A 16,259-nucleotide genomic window follows, 5' to 3' on the forward strand; every position below is an offset into this window, starting at 1 on the left:
ACAGATATGCCGGGAACAGGCGGCGCCACGCGCTGATTTCGCCGCCGCCAGGTAGCGTTGCCCGGGCGCGTCTCGCGGCGCCGTCGCGTGGTAACCTTTGGCGAACGACGCGAGAGGTGGTGGGATGACGCGGCGGAATCGGCGGTGGTCTGATCGAACGGCTGGCAGCAGCCGTCTTCTTTTGCGCTGGCCACTGCTCGCGGCGCTGCTTGCCGTGATCGCGGCCGGCCTGCCCGGCCTCAGCGGCTCGCGTCCGGCGCTGGCCTTGACGGCGAACGCCTGCAGCCAGGATGAGAGCCTCACCCAGACGACGCAGGTCAACACGGCCTTTCCCCAGGGGGTCGCCGTCACCACGGTGAACCAAAACGGCACGAACTTCACCGTCGTGCCCAATGTCCCCGTCACGTTTACCGCGATACCGGCGGCGAACGGCGCCAGCGGCACCTTCGACAACGGCACCGCGACGAAGACGGTGACTTCCAGCGGGACGGGGCTGGCCGACCCAGGCACCTTCAAGGCGAACGGCATCGCCAGCACGACCAGTACGGACTTCTACCAGGTCACGGCGACGCTGGTAGGCAGTACAAACCAATGCTCAACCTATTTCATGAACAATTCCGGCACGAGCGTCGTCGGCCAGGTCGCGACGCTGAGCGTGCAGTCGCCTCAATTTCAGCACACGCTCGTCGGCACAACCTTTCCCTCCGCATTCTCTGTTGTCGCGCTCGACAGCTCTGCCAGAACGCTGGCAGGCGCGACCATCACGGCGACCGCGCCGACCAGCGGCGCCAGCGGCACCTTCGCCGGCGGCCTCATCGTGGTGACGGCCGTGACCGGCTCGACCGGCATCGCGACGTTCCCCGCCTTCACAGCGAACCTGATCGCCGGCTTCTACAGCGTGCAGTTTACCGCGGGCATTGCCATACCGCAGGCCGAATCGCTGACAAACGACGGCTTTCCCACAACCACTACGCTGACCTCGTCGCCCAGCGGCACGGCGATGTTTGGTCAGCCCATAACCTTGACCGCCTCCGTGACGCACAGCCAGGGGACAACTGTTCCCCCCGGCGCCGTGCAGTTCGACCTGGACGGCAGCCCGATCGCCGCCTGCTCCGCGGCTACGCTGGTCAACGCCGCGGCAACCTGCACGCTCGGCACGTTGGCCGTGGGCGCCCACAGCTTCCAGGCGGTCTACGCCGGCGGCGGTTCGTACAACGGCAGCACTTCGGCCACACTGCCGCTGACCGTGATCCAGGCAGCGACCGCCACCACCCTGACGTCGAGTCCCAGTACGACGGTCTTCGGCCAGGCCGTCACCTTCACGGCTACGGTGACGGCCGCGACGTCCGGCGCCGTCGCGCCGACCGGCAACGTGAGCTTCTCCGAAGGCGCCGTGCTGCTCGGCTCGGGAACGGTGGCAAACGGCACGGCCACGTTCACGACGAGCGCGCTCAGCGCGGGCACCCACACAATCACCGCAACCTACAGCGGCGACACGAACTTCTTGACAAGCACCGTCAACTTCGCGCAGACCGTCGGCCAAGCCAGCACGGCTGTGGCGCTGAGCACCAGCGGCAGCCCATCGCTTTTCGGCCAGACGGTGACCTTCACAGCCACCGTGACGCCGGTGGCGCCGGGCGCAGGAACGCCGACCGGCTCCGTGAGCTTCAGCGACGGCACGACACCGCTCGGGACGGGAACGGTGGCCAACGGCGTGGCCACGTTCACGACGAGCACGCTCACGGCGGGTTCTCATCCGATCACCGCGGTCTACAACGGCGACGCCAGCTTCGCCGGCAGCACTTCGAGCGCGCTGACGCAGCAGATTACGAGTCCCCCCGCGGTCGTGAGCGTCAGCAGCAGCCTCAGTCCCTCCGTCTTCGGCCAGAACGTCACCCTCACCGCGACACTATCGCCCGGTGCGGGGGGACTACCCACACCCACGGGCAGCGTGACGTTCGCCGAGGGCAGCACGGTGCTGGCGGCGAACGTGCCCTTGGTGAACGGCGTGGCGACCTTCACCACCAGCGCCCTGGCCGCCGGCCAGCACACGATCACCGTGACGTACGGCGGGGACGCCAGCAACGGCGCCGCCAGCGGCAGTGTTGTCCAAACGGTGGCCCAGGCAGGCACGGCGCTCGCGCTCGCCTCATCAGCGAACGGCCCATCGCCGTTCGGCCAGAGCGTGACCTTCACGGCGACCGTAACGCTGGTCGCCCCCGGCGCGGGCACGCCGACGGGCAGCGTCACGTTCACGTCGAGCGACGGCACGCCGCTGAACGGCGGCGCGCCGGTGGCGCTGGCGGCGAACGGCCGGGCGAGCGTCTCGACCACGGCGCTGCAGATCGGCACGGCGACGATCACCGCGACCTACGGTGGCGACACGAACTTCACCGGCAGCTCCGGCTCACTGGCGCAGGTCGTTACGCGCCCGCCAGCCGTCGTGACCGTCGCCACCGGCGGCAGCCCCTCCGTGTTCGGCCAGGACGTGATCTTCACCGCGACGCTGGCGCCCGGCGTGGCGGGCCTGCCCACACCTTCTGGCAACGTGACATTCTTGGACGGCAGCACGGTGCTGGCGGCAAACGTTGCGCTGCAGAACGGCGTCGCCACGACTAGCACCAGCGCACTGGCCGTCGGTTCGCACACGATCACGGTGTCGTACGCAGGCGACGCCAGCAATGGCGCCGCCAGCGGCGGCGTGGCACAGACCGTGGCGCAGGCCGCCACGACGCTCGCGCTCAGCTCCTCGGCGAACGGCTCACCGCCGTTCGGCCAGAGTGTCACCTTCACGGCGACGGTGAGCGTGGTGGCGCCCGGCGCCGGCACGCCCACCGGCACGGTGACGTTCATGGATGGGAGCACCGTCCTGGCGGCGAACGTGCCGCTGCAAAACGGCGCGGCCGCCACGACCACCAGCACGCTGACCGTCGGTGTTCATGCCATCACCGCGACCTACAGCGGCGACGCCGGCTTCGCGGGCAGCTCCGGCTCGCTGAACCAGGCGGTCGGCGTGATCACGACGACGGTCCTGCTCCAGGTTCGTCCGTCGCCGGCCTTCGCCGGCCAGGAGGTGACGCTGGGCGTCACGGTAGGTGACACAGGAGGGGCGACCGCACTCAGCTACCGCGGCAGCATGACGCCAAGTTCAACGACATCGCTCGCGGGCGCGACGCCGGCGGGCAGCGTCACCTTCAGCGACAACGGCACGCCGATCGCCACGGTGCCGCTGACCAACGGAGCGGCGGTGACGACCACGACCTCGCTGGCGATCGGCAGCCACAGCCTCACAGCCGCCTACTCCGGCGACAGCACGCACGCGCCCGCCACGTCGGCGGCAGTTGCCCTTACCATCGTGCAGCCGCCGGTCGCGCTTGGCGGTCCAGTGCCGCCAGCCGGCGCCCCACCGGGAGGCGGCGGAACCGGCACCAGCGGCAGCGGCACAACCACCGGCAGCGGAGGGACGGCGCCGGCGGGTACCGGCGGCAACAGCGGCGGGAACCAGGCCGGGCCGCCGACGGTGACGGTGACCTACGCCGCGGGCTGGAACCTGGTCAGCGGACCGGACGGGCAGATCTTCAGCGGCAGCGACAACCCCTTGTATGCCTTCCAGCCCGGCGATACGGCATACGAAGTGCTCCCAGCCGGCAGCCCGACACACGCGGGTGTGGGCTACTGGGTCTACTTCCCAGCGCAAACCACCGTGACGCTCAACGCGAGCACGGCAACCTCGCTCACGATCACGCTGCCGGCGGGCCAGTGGGTGCTGATCGGCAACCCGAGCCAGCAGACGCTGCAACTACACGGCGCGGACGAAGCGCAGACCTGGGACACGGCGAGCGGCACCTATCTTTCGGTTACGAGCATCGGGGCGGGGCAAGGCGTGTGGGTGTACAGCCAGAACGGCGGCGAACTCACGCTCAGCCCATAAGGCCCTGGCTCATTGCAACGCGTGGGGTGCAACGCGTGGGGTGCAACGCGTGGGGTTTCGGGGCCAGAGAGTTAGCGCAAGCCGTCCGGCCGACACCGGCGCGCGTACTCGCCGGTTCGCCATGCATCGCGAATCCGGGGCTTGCCGCCTGCGCGCGATATACTGCTGCTAACCATCCTTCCCGGGGCGCTCGGTCCCGGCCAGAAAGCAGGCGGCTTCCCATGACTTCGCAAGCCAACGGCGCGCCGCGCGGCGGCGCGGGCGCGGCCTTCTTCGCCGGCCGCTTCGGCATCGATGAACAGCTCTGCGAGCGGCTGCTCGGCGTCGCGCTCGGCCGCGGCGGCGACTACGCCGAGCTCTACTTCGAGCATCGCGAGAACGGCAACATCGTCTTCGAAGACCAGAAGGTGAAGAGCGCCGGCGGCGGTGTGATGTCCGGCGTCGGCGTGCGCGTGATCCGCGGCGACTCGATCGGCTACGCCTACACGGAGGATCTCAGCTTCGAGGCGATCAAGGCGGCCTGCGAGGCGGCGGCGCACATCAGCACCGCGGGCGAGCAGAACCTGCCCGTCGGCATCGACGCGGCGCCCACACCCTCCTACTATCCCGTGCTGAACCCCGCGGCCGAGGTCGGCGCCGCCGAGAAGCTGGCCGTGATCCGCCGCGCCGACGAGGCCGCGCGCCGCTACCACCCCTCGATCGTGCGTGTGGATGTGAGCCTGGTGGACGAGCTGAAACGCGTGCTGATCGCCAGCTCGGACGGCAAGTTCATCTCCGATGTGCAGCCGATGGTGCGCTTCAACGTCGGCTGTCTCTCCGAGATCGACGGCAGCCGCCAGACGGCGCGCTCGGGCGGCGGCGGCCGCTACGGCATGGAGTACTTCGCGCAGGTCACACCCGAGGCGCTGGCCATTGAAGCGGCGCGCGAGGCGGTGCTGCTGCAGGAGGCCGTGCCGGCGCCGGCGGGCGTGATGCCCGTGGTGCTGGGGGCCGGCGATTCGGGCATCCTGCTGCACGAGGCGGTGGGCCACGGGCTGGAAGCCGACTTCAACCGCAAGCAGACCAGCACCTACTCCGGCCGCGTGGGCCAGCTCGTCGCTTCCGAACTCGTCACCGTGGTGGACGACGGCACGATCGTCAACAGCCGCGGCTCGATCAACATCGACGACGAGGGCAACCCCGGCCGCCGCAACACGCTGATCGAGGACGGCGTGCTGCGCGCCTACATGCAGGACCGGATCTCCGCGAAGCACTACCGCACCGACCCGAGCGGCAACTCGCGCCGCGAGACCTTCCGCCACTACCCGATGCCGCGCATGACCAACACCTATATGCTTGCCGGCGAGACGCCGCCGGAAGAGATCATCCGCAGCGTGGACAAGGGCATCTACTGCGTCGCCTACAGCGGCGGGCAGGTGAACATCTCCAACGGCGACTTCGTCTTCTCCGTGACCGAGGGCTACCTGATCGAGAACGGCCGCCTGGGCTCGCCGATCAAGGGCGTGACGCTGATCGGCAACGGGCCGGACGTGCTCTCCAGGGTCACGGCCGTGGGCACGGACTACAAGCTCAGCGACGGCCGCTGGACCTGCGGCAAAGACGGCCAGAGCGTGCCGGTGGGCGTGGGCATGCCGACCGTGCTCGTCTCCGGCATCACCGTGGGCGGCACCGAGCAGGCCGCGGGCGGCGGAGAGCTGTCATGAGCGAAGGCTTCCATGAAGACTACCGGTCGCTGGCCGAGCAGGTGGTGCGCCGTGCCCTGGCGAAGGGCGCCGACGACGCCGAGGCCGTGATCAACGCCGGCAGCGAGTTCACCGTCTCCGTGCGCAAGGGCGAAATCGAGAAGCTGATCGAGGCCGGCTCGCGCACGCTCGGCCTGCGCCTCTACCGCGACGGCCGCGCCTCCGCGACCTACACCTCCGACCTGAGCCCGGAGGGCATCGAGGAGTTCATCGACCGGGCGCTGGACCTGGTGCTGATCGCCGATCCGGACGAGTTCCGCAGCCTGCCCGACTTCGATGCGCAGCCCGCGCTGCCCGACCTGGACCTCTACGACGAGGCGATCGCACGGCTCACGCCGGCAGAGCAGATCGACTGGGCGAAGCGCTGCGAGGCGGCGCTGTTCGCCACCGACCCGCGCATCACCAACTCCGACGGCGCCGAGTTCTCCAGCGAGACCGGCACGATCGCCTTCGCCAACAGCCGCGGCTTCTCGGGCTCGTATCCCACCAGTGCCGCCTCGCTGCAGGTCGAGGCGATCGTGGACGACACCGACCAGAAGAAGCGCACCGACTACTGGTACACGGTCGAGCGTTCACTGGTGCGGCTGCAGTCGCCGGAGGAAGTCGCGCGCGTCGCCGCCGAGCGCGTGCTGCGCAAGCTGGGGCCGCGCAAGGTCAGCACACGCGAGGTACCCGTCGTCTTCGAGCCTGGCATGACGCGCGCCCTGCTGCGCGAGCTGTCGTCTGCCGTGATGGGCACGGCGCTCTACCGCCGCTCGAGCTTCCTGATCGGCCGTGAGGGCGAGCAGGTCGCCTCGCCGCTGGTGACGATCGTAGACGATCCGACGCTGCCGGGCGGCGTGGGCAGCCGCCCGTTTGACGCCGAAGGCGTGCCCACGCGGCGCAACGTGCTCTTCGACAAGGGCGTGTTCAAGCAGTTCCTCTTCGACAGCTACACGGCGAACCGCACCGGCCACCAGAGCACGGGCAGCGCCGGCGGCGGCATCGGCTCGATGCCGACGGTGCGCACGACGAACCTGGTGCTGGTGGCGGGGCCGCACACGCCGGAGCAGATCCTCGCTTCGGTTGCGGACGGCCTCTATCTGACCGAGTTGATGGGCTTCGGCGTGAATCTGACCACGGGCGACCTCTCGCAGGGCGCCGCCGGCTACTGGATCGAGAACGGCAAGCTCAGCTATCCGGTGAGCGAGATCAACATAGCCGGCAACCTCAAAGCGCTGCTGCTGGACATCGAGATGGTGGGCAACGACGTACAGACGCTCGGCGCCACCGCCGCGCCCACGATCAAAGTCAGCAAGCTGATGGTGAGCGGCCTCTGACTGCACGCGGGCATGCAAGCGACCACCCCGGACAACGCCTGAGACGCGCTGGCTGCTGGTTCATCTGTCTGCATGCATGCAGCCGGCTCAGCGCACCAGCTCGATCGCTACGCCGAGTTGCAGCCCCGCCCAGCCGCGGTCCGCGGTGAGCGCGGGCAGGCCAAGCCGCGCCGCCAGCGCCAGGCAGGCGCGGTCGCCCAGCGAGAGGCCGCGGTGTTGCGTCACCGGGAGCAAGATTCCGGTCTGATACGCGAGCGCCTTCTCGAAGGGGATGATCTCCAGGCTGAGACGATCGACCAGCATACGGATCTCGTTTTCGCTCAGCCCTTCGCGCGCCAGTCTCGCGACGACCTCGCTGAGGTTCACTGCTCCGAGCGCTGCTCCTTCCTCTCGTGCCTGCTCCACACGATCCTTGCCAGGCTCATCCCGCAGGTAGGCCAGCACGGCGGAGGCGTCGAGCACCGAGCTACTCACGCGCAGCCTCAGCGCGGCGCTCCGCGATGAGTTCATCGGCCAGCGAGCGCCCCTCAGGCACGTGCCTCTGTACAATCGCCCGGGCTTGGCGGGCTGCTTCGGCCGGCGTCACCACCGTGACTCCGCCGTTTTCGAGAATCAATAGAACCTGATCCCCGACGCAGAGTCCAAGAGCCTTGCGAAACTCCGCAGGAATGACGATTCTGCCTCCGTCGGTAAGCCTGGTGCGCACCGAGGCCATACTCCACCTCGCACGAACTGATCCAAATCTCAGAATAGTTGCCACAGTTGACCATATCATGCCATAGAGTGGTCAATTGTGACACCTATCCAGGAAACATTCTCCGCCCATCGACCAGCGTCTCTTCCACCGCGATCTCCGTAATCGCCGCCGCGGGCACGGCCAGCGGATCGGCGCTGAGCACGACGAGGTCGGCCAGCTTGCCCGGCTCGAGCGAGCCGCGGCGCCCCTCGTCGAACGAAAGCCAGGCGCTGCCGCGCGTGTACCAGGCCAGCGCCTCGGCCGGAGCGATCGCCTGTGCGGAGCCGAGCACGCCGGCGAGCTGCGTCTCGCGCGTGGCGCTGCTCCAGATGCCGAGCAACGGTTGATACGGCGTCACCGGCGAGTCGGAGCCGCCGCCCACCGGCAACCCGCTCTCGGCGAACTCGCGCAGCGGCATGGCGGCGGCGGCGCGTTCTGAACCCCAGTACTTCACCCAGCCAGCACCGAGCGCGTAGATCAGCGGCTGCTGCGCGGCGACGCAGAGGCCGAGCCGCCGCGCGGTCTCAAAATGCTCGGGCCGCGCCAGGATCATGTGGATCAGCGTCCAGCGCAGATCGCGGATACTCGCCGCCTGATGCGCCGCCTCGAAGGCCGCCAGCACCAGGTCGATCGCCGCGTCGCCCACGCAGTGCACGCCCACCTGCCAGCCAAGCTTCGCCGCCTCGCCGCAGACGGCAGCAAGGTTCGCTTCGCTGACCTGCGGCTTGCCACGCGGGCTTTCCAGGTCGTCGGCGTGGGCGTAGGGTTCACGCAGGTAGTTCGTCTCCACGCCGCCGTCGGCCACGATCTTGATGCCGCCGATGCGCAGCCAATCATCGCCAAGACCTGTGAGCAGCGGCGACGTCTTCAGGTCGCTCAGCGCCCGCTTCAACATCTCCTCATCGGTACCCGGCGCGAGGCGCGGCATCAGGACCGTGCGCAGGTTGAGCACGCCCGTCCGCCGCGCCTGCTGATAGGCGCGCAGTTCGGCGGCGCCGAGACCCGGCTCGATCACGCCCGTGATTCCCGCGGTGGTGTACAGCCGGCAGGCCCGCGCGATCGCCGCAATCATTTGCTCCTCGGACGGGTCGGGCAGCAGGCGCGTGAGCCGCTCGTAGGCCGGCCGGCCGATCACGTGGCCGCTGAGCCTGCCGGCGGCGTCGCGCACGAACGTGCCGCCGCGCGGGTTCGGTGTTTCGTCGCCGATGCCCGCCCGCGCCAGCGCCGCGCTGCTGGCGACGACGTTGTGGCCGCCGCGGCGCAGTAGCACGGTCCGGCCGTCTGTCACGGCGTCCAGCTCGACCCGCGTGGGGAATCGCTGCTCCTCGAGCTGCGACTCGTGCCAGCGCGAGGAGCTGATCACCCAGCCTCCCGGCTCCGTCCGCGCCGCTCGCGCGCCGATCGCGTCGAGCACGTCGCGCACGCTGCGCGTTTCGGCCAGGTCGACGTGCTCGGCGTTGAGTCCGGTTTGCAGCAGGTGGTTGTGCGAGTCGATCAGCCCCGGCACGACCGTGCGGCCCTGCAGATCGCTGAGCACGGCGTTCGGCGCGGCGAGCTCGCACATCGCCGCGTCGCCGCCGGTCGCCAGCACGCGCCCGCCAGCGAGCGCGATCGCGCTGGCGGTACTGCGCCGCCCGTCGAGCGTATGCACCGTGCCGTTGAAGAAGACGCGCGTGGCCGTGCCGGACATCTGCCTGCCTCCGTGTAGTGCTTTCCGGACGGTAGCAGATGCGGCGGCCGCAGTTCAGGCGGGGAGGGCGATCACCGCCGCCACGAGCCTGAAGCCGTCACCACCGAACGGCTCGCCCAGGCTGACCGTGAGAAAGATGCGCGCGTTTGCGCCACAGTCCATCACCTCGCGCGGGTGACGGCCGGGCGGCAGCAGGGCGAGCCGAAGCTCGAGATCCAGGTCCGTGACGGCGAGGTTGCAGGCTGTTCCTCGCAGCGTGGAAGCCGCCCGCGTGCGCCGCTGGCCGCCCGCGGGCGGCTCGATCAGCCAGGTAAAGTTCGCCGGCTCGACCACGGCGAGCGACGCCGCGGCCGGATGTGCGGCGAACCGCGCCGCGGGGACGCGATCGCCGCCGCGGCCCAGCAGCTCCGGCCCGGCCGTGGCGAGGCTCGCGAGCGCGCTCACCGCATCGCGGGCCGCGAGCGTGCGCCGCCGCTGCCAGAAGCCGGGCGCCAGCAGCGAGTTCTCCGGCTGGTGCTCGCGCGGCTCCGTGCCATCGCTGCAAACGCGGTCGCGGCGCTCCTGCGTGCCGGTAGCCGTGTCGCTCACCGGGCGCTGCCAGCGCTGTCCGGCGAGGTCGTAGCCGGCGACGCAGCGTTCGCCGTACTTGCGCGAGTTAGCCAGACAGACGATCTCCACCTGTGGCATCAACCGTCTCCGCCCGGCTGCAAGTGCCGGATCTGGAAGCCGCCCCAGCGCTCACGCAGATACTCCGCCACGAGCCGGCGGTGGCAGTGCTCGGCGGTCGCTTCGGAACAGAGCAAGACGCTGGGCGTGGCGAACAGGTCGCGCGGGAGCCGCTCCTCTACGCGCCGCTCGCTCATCAGCGCCAGGAAGGCGCGCTCGTACGCGGGCCAGCCGCCCTTCTGCATGCGGTAGCCGTCCAACAACTCCTGCATGAGCGCCAGCAACAGCTCGTGCCGATAGCCGGCGCCGCAGATCTCGCGCAGGAAGACGGCGAGATCATCGCGCTTGGAGAAGCCGGCAAGCTGCGAGACGTTGTTCAGGCGAACGTCAATCAACTGGCGGCTGCCTGCCTGCCTCAACGCCCCGAAGAAGGCGGCGGCGGATCACTGCGTAAAACCGATCGTACCGACGTCCATGCATCTCCTTCCGGCAAGGCGCTGAACAGTGCGAGCTGCCCGGCCGCGCCCCCGGCAGCCGTGATGAGCTCCGCCTCCGTCTCCAGCCGCCCGTCGCCGCGGATGTGCAGCACGGCGCCGCCACGCGACGCGAGCACCCGCGCGATCAGCAGGTGCCGGTGACAGCCGCGCGGGTCTTCCTCGCTGCACAGCAGGGCGGTGCGCCGCTTCGCCCGCGCCTGCTCGATCTGCGCGATGCCATGCAAGAACGGCTCCGACGCCGCCAGCCGGCCGTAGAGCACGCGGCCATCGGCGTCGTAGAACTGCTCGTCGCGCGGCCTGCCGCCCAGCTCCACGCCCATGAAGGCGTAGCGAAGGCCGGCCGCCGCCAGCGTTGCCCGCAGCGCGTCCCGCTCGAACTGCGACGCATAGCGCGAGCGGGGCATGCTGCGCACATCCACCAGCGCCGCGATCTGGTGCCGCCGCAGCAGCGCGATCAGCGCCTCGACCGGCTGGTTCGAGTGACCGACGGTGTACAGCGCCGGGCCGGCGAGGGCGTCCGCCGCGGCAAGCCGTCCTGCGCGTGGATTGATCGCCGCAGCCATGCCGCTCCCGCCGCCCGCCCCGGACGTGCACGGGCGGCGCCAGTATGGCACGTTCGGCACGCGGCCGGCGCGGCCGGCACGGGCAGGTTCCGAAAGCCTGTGCCGAACGGGTACGCTGGAAGCGGGACGGGCGCCGGCCATCCGGCGCTTCAGCGCCTCAGTGGAGTACGCCGTGAACGTGGTGCTCTGGCTCGCGCTGGGCGCGGGGCTGCTGCTGTTCGTGCTCTTCGCCATCGGGCTGGGCATGACCCTGTGGGCCTACCGCGCCGCCACACACCCGAGCCACGGCGTGTTCGACGCGCCGCGGCTCGGCGATGGGCTGCCGCGCGAGCCCGTCTCGCTCACCAGCCGCGACGGCACCAGGCTTTCCGCCTGGTTCATTCCCGGCACGCGGCGGCAGGCCGTCCTGCTGCTGCACGGCTACACGGCCTGTAAAGACGACATGCTCTCGCATGCCGCCTTCCTGCACGAGGCCGGCTACAGCCTCTTTCTGCTCGACCTGCGCGCCTGCGGGGAGTCGGCCGGCAGCGTGGTGACGCTGGGCGGTCACGAGCGCGACGATGTGCGTGCGGCGCTCACGTACCTGCAGTCGCGCAAGGACATCGACGCCGACGGTCTCGGTGTGCTCGGCCTTTCGCTGGGCGCCGCCCTCGCCCTGCTCGCTGCTTGCGACTCACCCGCCGTGCGCGCCGTCGTCGCCGAATCGGCCTTCCGCTCGGTGCGCAGCGCCATCCGCCAGAACTTCCGCCGCTTCACGCATCTGCCCAGCTTCCCCTGGGCCGAGCTGACGATGCGCCTGGCCGAATGGCGCCAGCATGTCAGCGTGCATCTCGTTGCACCGGAGCTGGAGGTCGGCAGACTTGGCCGCTGCGCCGTGCTGCTGATCCACGCGGCCGACGATCGGGTGATCTCGATTCGCGACAGCCAGGCGATCTTCGCCCGCGCCGGCGGCCCGAAGGCGTTCTGGCGCATTCCCAGCGCCCCGCACGCGCTCGCCTACAACTGCCTGCGCGAAGAGTACGCCGCGCGCGTGGTCGCCTTCTTCGATCGCTGGCTGACGGACGGCGGCAGAACCGGGGCGTAGCGCCGCGGCCGTACACCCGAGCGCTGCCCGGGCCACCGGGCTGCGACGGCGCCGCGGGAATACAACCAAAGCCGGACCGATCAGGATCCGGCTCTGCTGATCGCCTGGGAGCGGCAGCCTACCAGCGCTCGCGCCGTCCGCCGCCCGACGAGCGAGCGCCGCCGCCCTGGCTGCGGAAGCAGTCCGAGCAGTAGACCGGCTTGTCGCCACGTGGCTCGAAGGGCACGCGCGCCTCTTTGCCGCAGCTCGCGCAGGTGGCGCTGAACATCTCGCGCTGGCCACCGGAGCCGCCGCCCGAGTTGGAGCCGCCGGAACCGTAGCTGTCACGGCCAGCGCGTCGCGCCGCGCGGCATTCCGGGCAACGCCGCGGCTCGTTGGTGAACCCCTTCTGAGCGTGGAACTCCTGTTCGCCCGCCGTGAAGGTAAAGGAGGCGCCGCAATCGGCGCAGGTCAAGGTCTTGTCGGTGTACGTCACCCGCTGACCCTTTCGTGGAATGCGGGTCGGCTTCGGTCATCGAGCGCGGAGCGAGGCACACGGTGCGACGGACGCGGCGCATGAAGGAAGAGTTCCCCAATTACTATGATACACCATCCAGGCGCCGCGGTAGAGAGCCTGGCGCCCCGGTTGCACCCCGGCGCTGGGCCACAGTAGCGTGGGCGCACGGGCCCGCGCCGGGGCAGCGGGCAGGGGGAGTGGATGGGCGCACTGGACGGCTTCCGCGTGCTGGATCTCTCGCAGATCGTGCAGGGGCCGCAGGCCGGCGCCTTGCTGGCCGATCTCGGCGCCGACGTGGTCAAGATCGAGCTGCCCCGCCTGGGCGATATCTCCCGCTGGATCCCGATCTCGAGCGCGGACCGTCGCTCCGCCTACTTCTTCGCCTGCAACCGCGGCAAGCGCTCGGTCACGCTCGACCTGCACGTGCCGGAGGCGCGCGCGGCGTTGCTGCGGCTCTGCGAGACGGCCGACGTGCTGATGCACTCCTTCACGCCCGGCGTGATGGAACGCTGGGAACTGGGCTACGAGCAGATCGCGCCGCGCCTGCCGCGCCTCGTCTACGCCACGGCCAGCGCCTTCGGGCCGGCCGGTCCGGACGCGGAGCGCGAGGGCGCCGACCTGGCCGGACAGGCCGCCGGCGGCCTGATCCGCGCCACGGGCGAGGACGGCGACTTCCCCTCGCCCGTCGGCGCCGTGGTGGCCGACCACTGCGGTTCGCAGAACCTGGTGGCGGGCATTCTCGCCGCGCTGCTGGCGCGCGAACGCACGGGCCGCGGTCAGCGCGTCGATGTCTCGCTGCTCGGCGGCCAGGTCTGGGCACAGGCCAGCGAGATCACGCACTATCTGCTCTCCGGCAGTCTGCCCGGCCGCGCCAACCGCGGCCACGGCCTGTTGCCCACGCTCTACCGCATCTTCGCCACCGCCGACGGCCATCTCGCCATCGTCGGCGCAGGCGGCGCCCTCTGGCCCGGCTTCTGCCGCGCACTCGACCGCCCGGACCTGATCGACGATTCGCGTTTCGCAGACGAGGCTGAGCGCGGCCGGCATCTGCCCGAACTGGTCGCCGCGGTCGCAGAGCAGCTCGCCACGCGCACGACGGCGGCATGGTGCGATCGCCTGCGCGCCGAGCAGCAGCGCTACGCTCCTGTGCGTGACTACGCCGAGCTGGCGGCCGACCCGCAGCTCTGGGCGAACGGCTATCTGGTGGAGGTCGAGCATCCGCAGTTCGGCCGTCAGCGCATCGTCGGCACGCCCGTGCGGTTCAGCGATACCCCCTCGCGGCCGGGCACGGCGGCGCCGGAGCTGGGCCAGCACACCGAGGCCGTCCTGCTCGACGCGGGCTTCACCTGGGACGAGATCGCCGCCCTGCGCGAAGAAGGCGCCTGGTAGCCCGGCGCGCAACTCGCTTGCCGTACCCGCCAAGCCGGCATCGCGCCCCGCGCTCGTACAGGTGGCCGCGGCGCCTCGCCTTCAGCCGCAACCGTCCCGCAATAGATCTCCCTATCCCTAGTATTGGGGGCCAGGAGATGAACCGGGGGATGCGGGCCGCCGCGAGATAGCCGCCAGCGCCTCGCGCAGTTGCGGGGCGCTGAACGGCTTCGGCAGCACCGCCTGCGCCCCGGCGGCCTCCATGTCGTCTCCCGCCAGCTCGATGCCCCAACCGGTGACGAGCACGCAGGCGCTCTCATAGCCGGCGGCGCGCATCGCCGCCAGCAGTTGCATGCCGTTCATCCCCGGCATGCCCAGGTCGGTCAGCACCACGTCGTAGCACCGCGGCCCTGCGGCGAGCAGCGCCAGCGCCTCGGCGCCGCCGCCGGCCGGCGTCACCGTGTGGCCGTCTACTTCCAGCATCAGCCGCGTGGTGGTCAATATCTGCGGCTCGTCGTCCACCAGCAGAATGCGCAGGGGACCGCCGGCAACCGGCTCCGGGACTGGCTCGGCCTGTTCGGCGCGACGGAAGGGAAAGATGATCGTGAAGGCCGTGCCCCGCCCCGGCGCGCTGTCCACCTCGATGCGCCCACCCAGCCGCGCCACGATGCCGTAGGACATGCTCAGCCCGAGGCCGGCGCCGCGTGTGCCCTTCGTGCTGAAAAACGGGTCGAACACGCGCCGCCGCACCTCGTCCGTCATGCCGGTGCCCGTGTCGGCCACCTGCACCTGCACCGTGTCGCCCACCTGCCGCGCCCGCAGGGTGATCGCGCCGCCGTGCGGCAGCGCGTCCACCGCGTTGAAGACCATGTTGACCAGCACCTCGCGCAGCTCGGAGGGATTGCCCACGAGCGGCGGCAGTGGCTCGTCGTCCACGCTCACGTCGATCGTCACGCCGGTCTGCTGGGCGCGGTCGCGCCAGCGGGGCCGCGTGAACTCCAGCACGTCGCGCAGCACGACACCCACCTCCATGGCACCGATGGAGGGTCGGCGGCTGATGCCGGAGAAGGTTTGCAGCCTCTTCACCGTCTCCTCGCCGTCGCGTGCCGCCTGCCGCACGACTTCGAGGTGTGGCGCGAGGCGCGGCGCCACGTCGAGGCCGGACATCAGCCCTAGCAGCAGCTCGCAGCGGCCGAGGATGATCGCCAGCATGTTGTTGAAGTCGTGGGCGATGCCGCTGGCCATCTCGCCCAGCGCCCGCAGCCGCTCGCTCTCTTCCACCCGCTCACGCGCGCGTCGCATCTCCGTTACGTCGCGCAGAATCAGCGTGGTCGTGCCGCCGGAGGCGTCGTTGGCGTACGAGATCGACGCTTCCACCGGAAACTCCTGGCCGTCGGAGCGGCGCGCCTGCATCGCGCGCGGCGCGACGTGACCGGCCGGCCCGGCATCGAAAGGCAGGCGCTCCCGCTCCCCAGTCCACGCGGGGAGAAAGCGGTCGATCGGTTGCCCCAGCGCTTCCGCGGCCATGCACTGGAACGATTGCTCGGCGGCACGGTTGAAGAGGGTGATAGATTCGGCGCAGTCGAAGGAGACGATCGCGTCCATCGCCGAAGCGACGATGCCCGCCAGCCGTTCGGCGGTGGCCTGCAGCGCCGCCTCGGCCTGGCGCCGGGCGGCGCGCTGCGCCCGCTGCTCCAGCGCGCTTTCCACCACCTGGCCGAGCCGCGCCAGCCGGTCCTTGAGCAGGTAGTCCGTGGCGCCGGCCTTCATGCACTCCAGCGCATCTTCTTCGATGTAGCCGGTGACGACGACGAAGGGCACGTCCAGCCCGCGTTGCTGCAGCAGGTGCAGGGCGGCCATTGCATCGAACCCGGGCAGGCGGAAGTCGGCGAAAATAATCTGCGGCGGCGTGTCTGTAGTCAGGGCCGCGAGGTAGTCGGCCTCGCCGGCCGCCATCTGCCATTCGGGCGCGAAGCCGGCCCGCCGCAGCTCATGGATCACGAGCTCGGCGTCGGCACGCACGTCTTCCAGGATCAGCACGCGCAACGACCTCGCCATGATGCCCTCACTGCAGCGCTGCGCGGGTGCCGTCACCCGTGTCCCCTACTATAAACGCCGGGCGGCGCGGATTCTGTCGACCCAAATCGTCCGTGCAACGGTTATCTGG

Annotated in this window: 13 protein-coding genes; 5 read left to right on the forward strand and 8 right to left on the reverse strand. The window is 70.3% G+C overall.

Going from position 1 to position 16,259, the window contains the following annotated elements:
• The first annotated feature begins 181 nt into the window (after positions 1 to 181).
• The 3 genes from VKV26_09055 to VKV26_09065 all read left to right on the forward strand — a co-directional run bounded on the left by VKV26_09055 (position 182) and on the right by VKV26_09065 (position 6,992).
• Positions 182 to 3,931, forward strand: coding sequence for an Ig-like domain-containing protein (locus VKV26_09055; GenBank protein ID HLZ70038.1), 3,750 nt, complete (start codon positions 182 to 184; stop codon positions 3,929 to 3,931).
• Positions 3,932 to 4,152: 221 nt separating this feature from the next.
• Positions 4,153 to 5,634: a metallopeptidase TldD-related protein gene (locus VKV26_09060; GenBank protein ID HLZ70039.1), complete on the forward strand. Its 1,482-nt coding sequence runs from the start codon at positions 4,153 to 4,155 to the stop codon at positions 5,632 to 5,634.
• Positions 5,631 to 6,992 carry a TldD/PmbA family protein gene (locus tag VKV26_09065; GenBank protein HLZ70040.1) on the forward strand — a complete coding sequence of 454 codons (1,362 nt, stop codon included), beginning with the start codon at positions 5,631 to 5,633 and terminating at the stop codon, positions 6,990 to 6,992. The genes VKV26_09060 and VKV26_09065 overlap by 4 nt, the downstream gene beginning before the upstream one ends.
• An 87-nt stretch (positions 6,993 to 7,079) precedes the next feature.
• Here VKV26_09065 and VKV26_09070 read toward each other — a convergent pair whose 3' ends face one another.
• Genes VKV26_09070 through VKV26_09095 form a run of 6 tightly spaced genes read right to left on the reverse strand, consistent with a single transcriptional unit; the run spans position 7,080 to position 11,144 of the window.
• The gene (locus VKV26_09070; GenBank protein ID HLZ70041.1) at positions 7,080 to 7,466 is read right to left on the reverse strand and encodes a type II toxin-antitoxin system VapC family toxin; all 387 of its coding nucleotides are present in this window, start codon (positions 7,464 to 7,466) and stop codon (positions 7,080 to 7,082) included.
• Positions 7,459 to 7,767, reverse strand: coding sequence for an AbrB/MazE/SpoVT family DNA-binding domain-containing protein (locus tag VKV26_09075; protein HLZ70042.1), 309 nt, complete (start codon positions 7,765 to 7,767; stop codon positions 7,459 to 7,461). Before VKV26_09075 ends, VKV26_09070 begins: the two co-directional genes overlap by 8 nt.
• A gap of 25 nt (positions 7,768 to 7,792) precedes the next feature.
• Positions 7,793 to 9,418, reverse strand: coding sequence for an amidohydrolase (locus VKV26_09080; GenBank protein ID HLZ70043.1), 1,626 nt, complete (start codon positions 9,416 to 9,418; stop codon positions 7,793 to 7,795).
• 54 nt (positions 9,419 to 9,472) lie between these two features.
• Positions 9,473 to 10,105 carry a hypothetical protein gene (locus VKV26_09085; protein ID HLZ70044.1) on the reverse strand — a complete coding sequence of 211 codons (633 nt, stop codon included), beginning with the start codon at positions 10,103 to 10,105 and terminating at the stop codon, positions 9,473 to 9,475.
• On the reverse strand, positions 10,105 to 10,479 hold the full coding sequence (locus VKV26_09090; GenBank protein ID HLZ70045.1) for a DUF488 domain-containing protein: 375 nt from the start codon (positions 10,477 to 10,479) through the stop codon (positions 10,105 to 10,107). The genes VKV26_09085 and VKV26_09090 overlap by 1 nt, the downstream gene beginning before the upstream one ends.
• A gap of 20 nt (positions 10,480 to 10,499) precedes the next feature.
• The gene (locus VKV26_09095) at positions 10,500 to 11,144 is read right to left on the reverse strand and encodes a DUF488 domain-containing protein (protein HLZ70046.1); all 645 of its coding nucleotides are present in this window, start codon (positions 11,142 to 11,144) and stop codon (positions 10,500 to 10,502) included.
• A gap of 172 nt (positions 11,145 to 11,316) precedes the next feature.
• Between VKV26_09095 and VKV26_09100 the strand changes: the two genes are divergently transcribed.
• Positions 11,317 to 12,228 (forward strand): alpha/beta hydrolase, encoded by a 912-nt coding sequence (locus VKV26_09100; protein HLZ70047.1) that lies wholly within the window; start codon positions 11,317 to 11,319, stop codon positions 12,226 to 12,228.
• A 118-nt stretch (positions 12,229 to 12,346) separates the two neighbouring features.
• Here the strand turns inward: VKV26_09100 and VKV26_09105 are convergent, their stop codons facing one another.
• Complete coding sequence (locus VKV26_09105) at positions 12,347 to 12,703, reverse strand: zinc-ribbon domain containing protein (GenBank protein HLZ70048.1); 357 nt, start codon at positions 12,701 to 12,703, stop codon at positions 12,347 to 12,349.
• A gap of 222 nt (positions 12,704 to 12,925) precedes the next feature.
• Between VKV26_09105 and VKV26_09110 the strand changes: the two genes are divergently transcribed.
• Positions 12,926 to 14,113, forward strand: a complete 1,188-nt coding sequence (locus VKV26_09110; protein HLZ70049.1) for a CoA transferase — start codon at positions 12,926 to 12,928, stop codon at positions 14,111 to 14,113.
• A gap of 117 nt (positions 14,114 to 14,230) precedes the next feature.
• Here VKV26_09110 and VKV26_09115 read toward each other — a convergent pair whose 3' ends face one another.
• Positions 14,231 to 16,150: a response regulator gene (locus VKV26_09115; GenBank protein ID HLZ70050.1), complete on the reverse strand. Its 1,920-nt coding sequence runs from the start codon at positions 16,148 to 16,150 to the stop codon at positions 14,231 to 14,233.
• Between the last annotated feature and the right edge of the window lie 109 nt (positions 16,151 to 16,259).

This window comes from Dehalococcoidia bacterium (genome assembly GCA_035310145.1).
GTDB lineage: Bacteria > Chloroflexota > Dehalococcoidia > CAUJGQ01 > CAUJGQ01 > CALFMN01.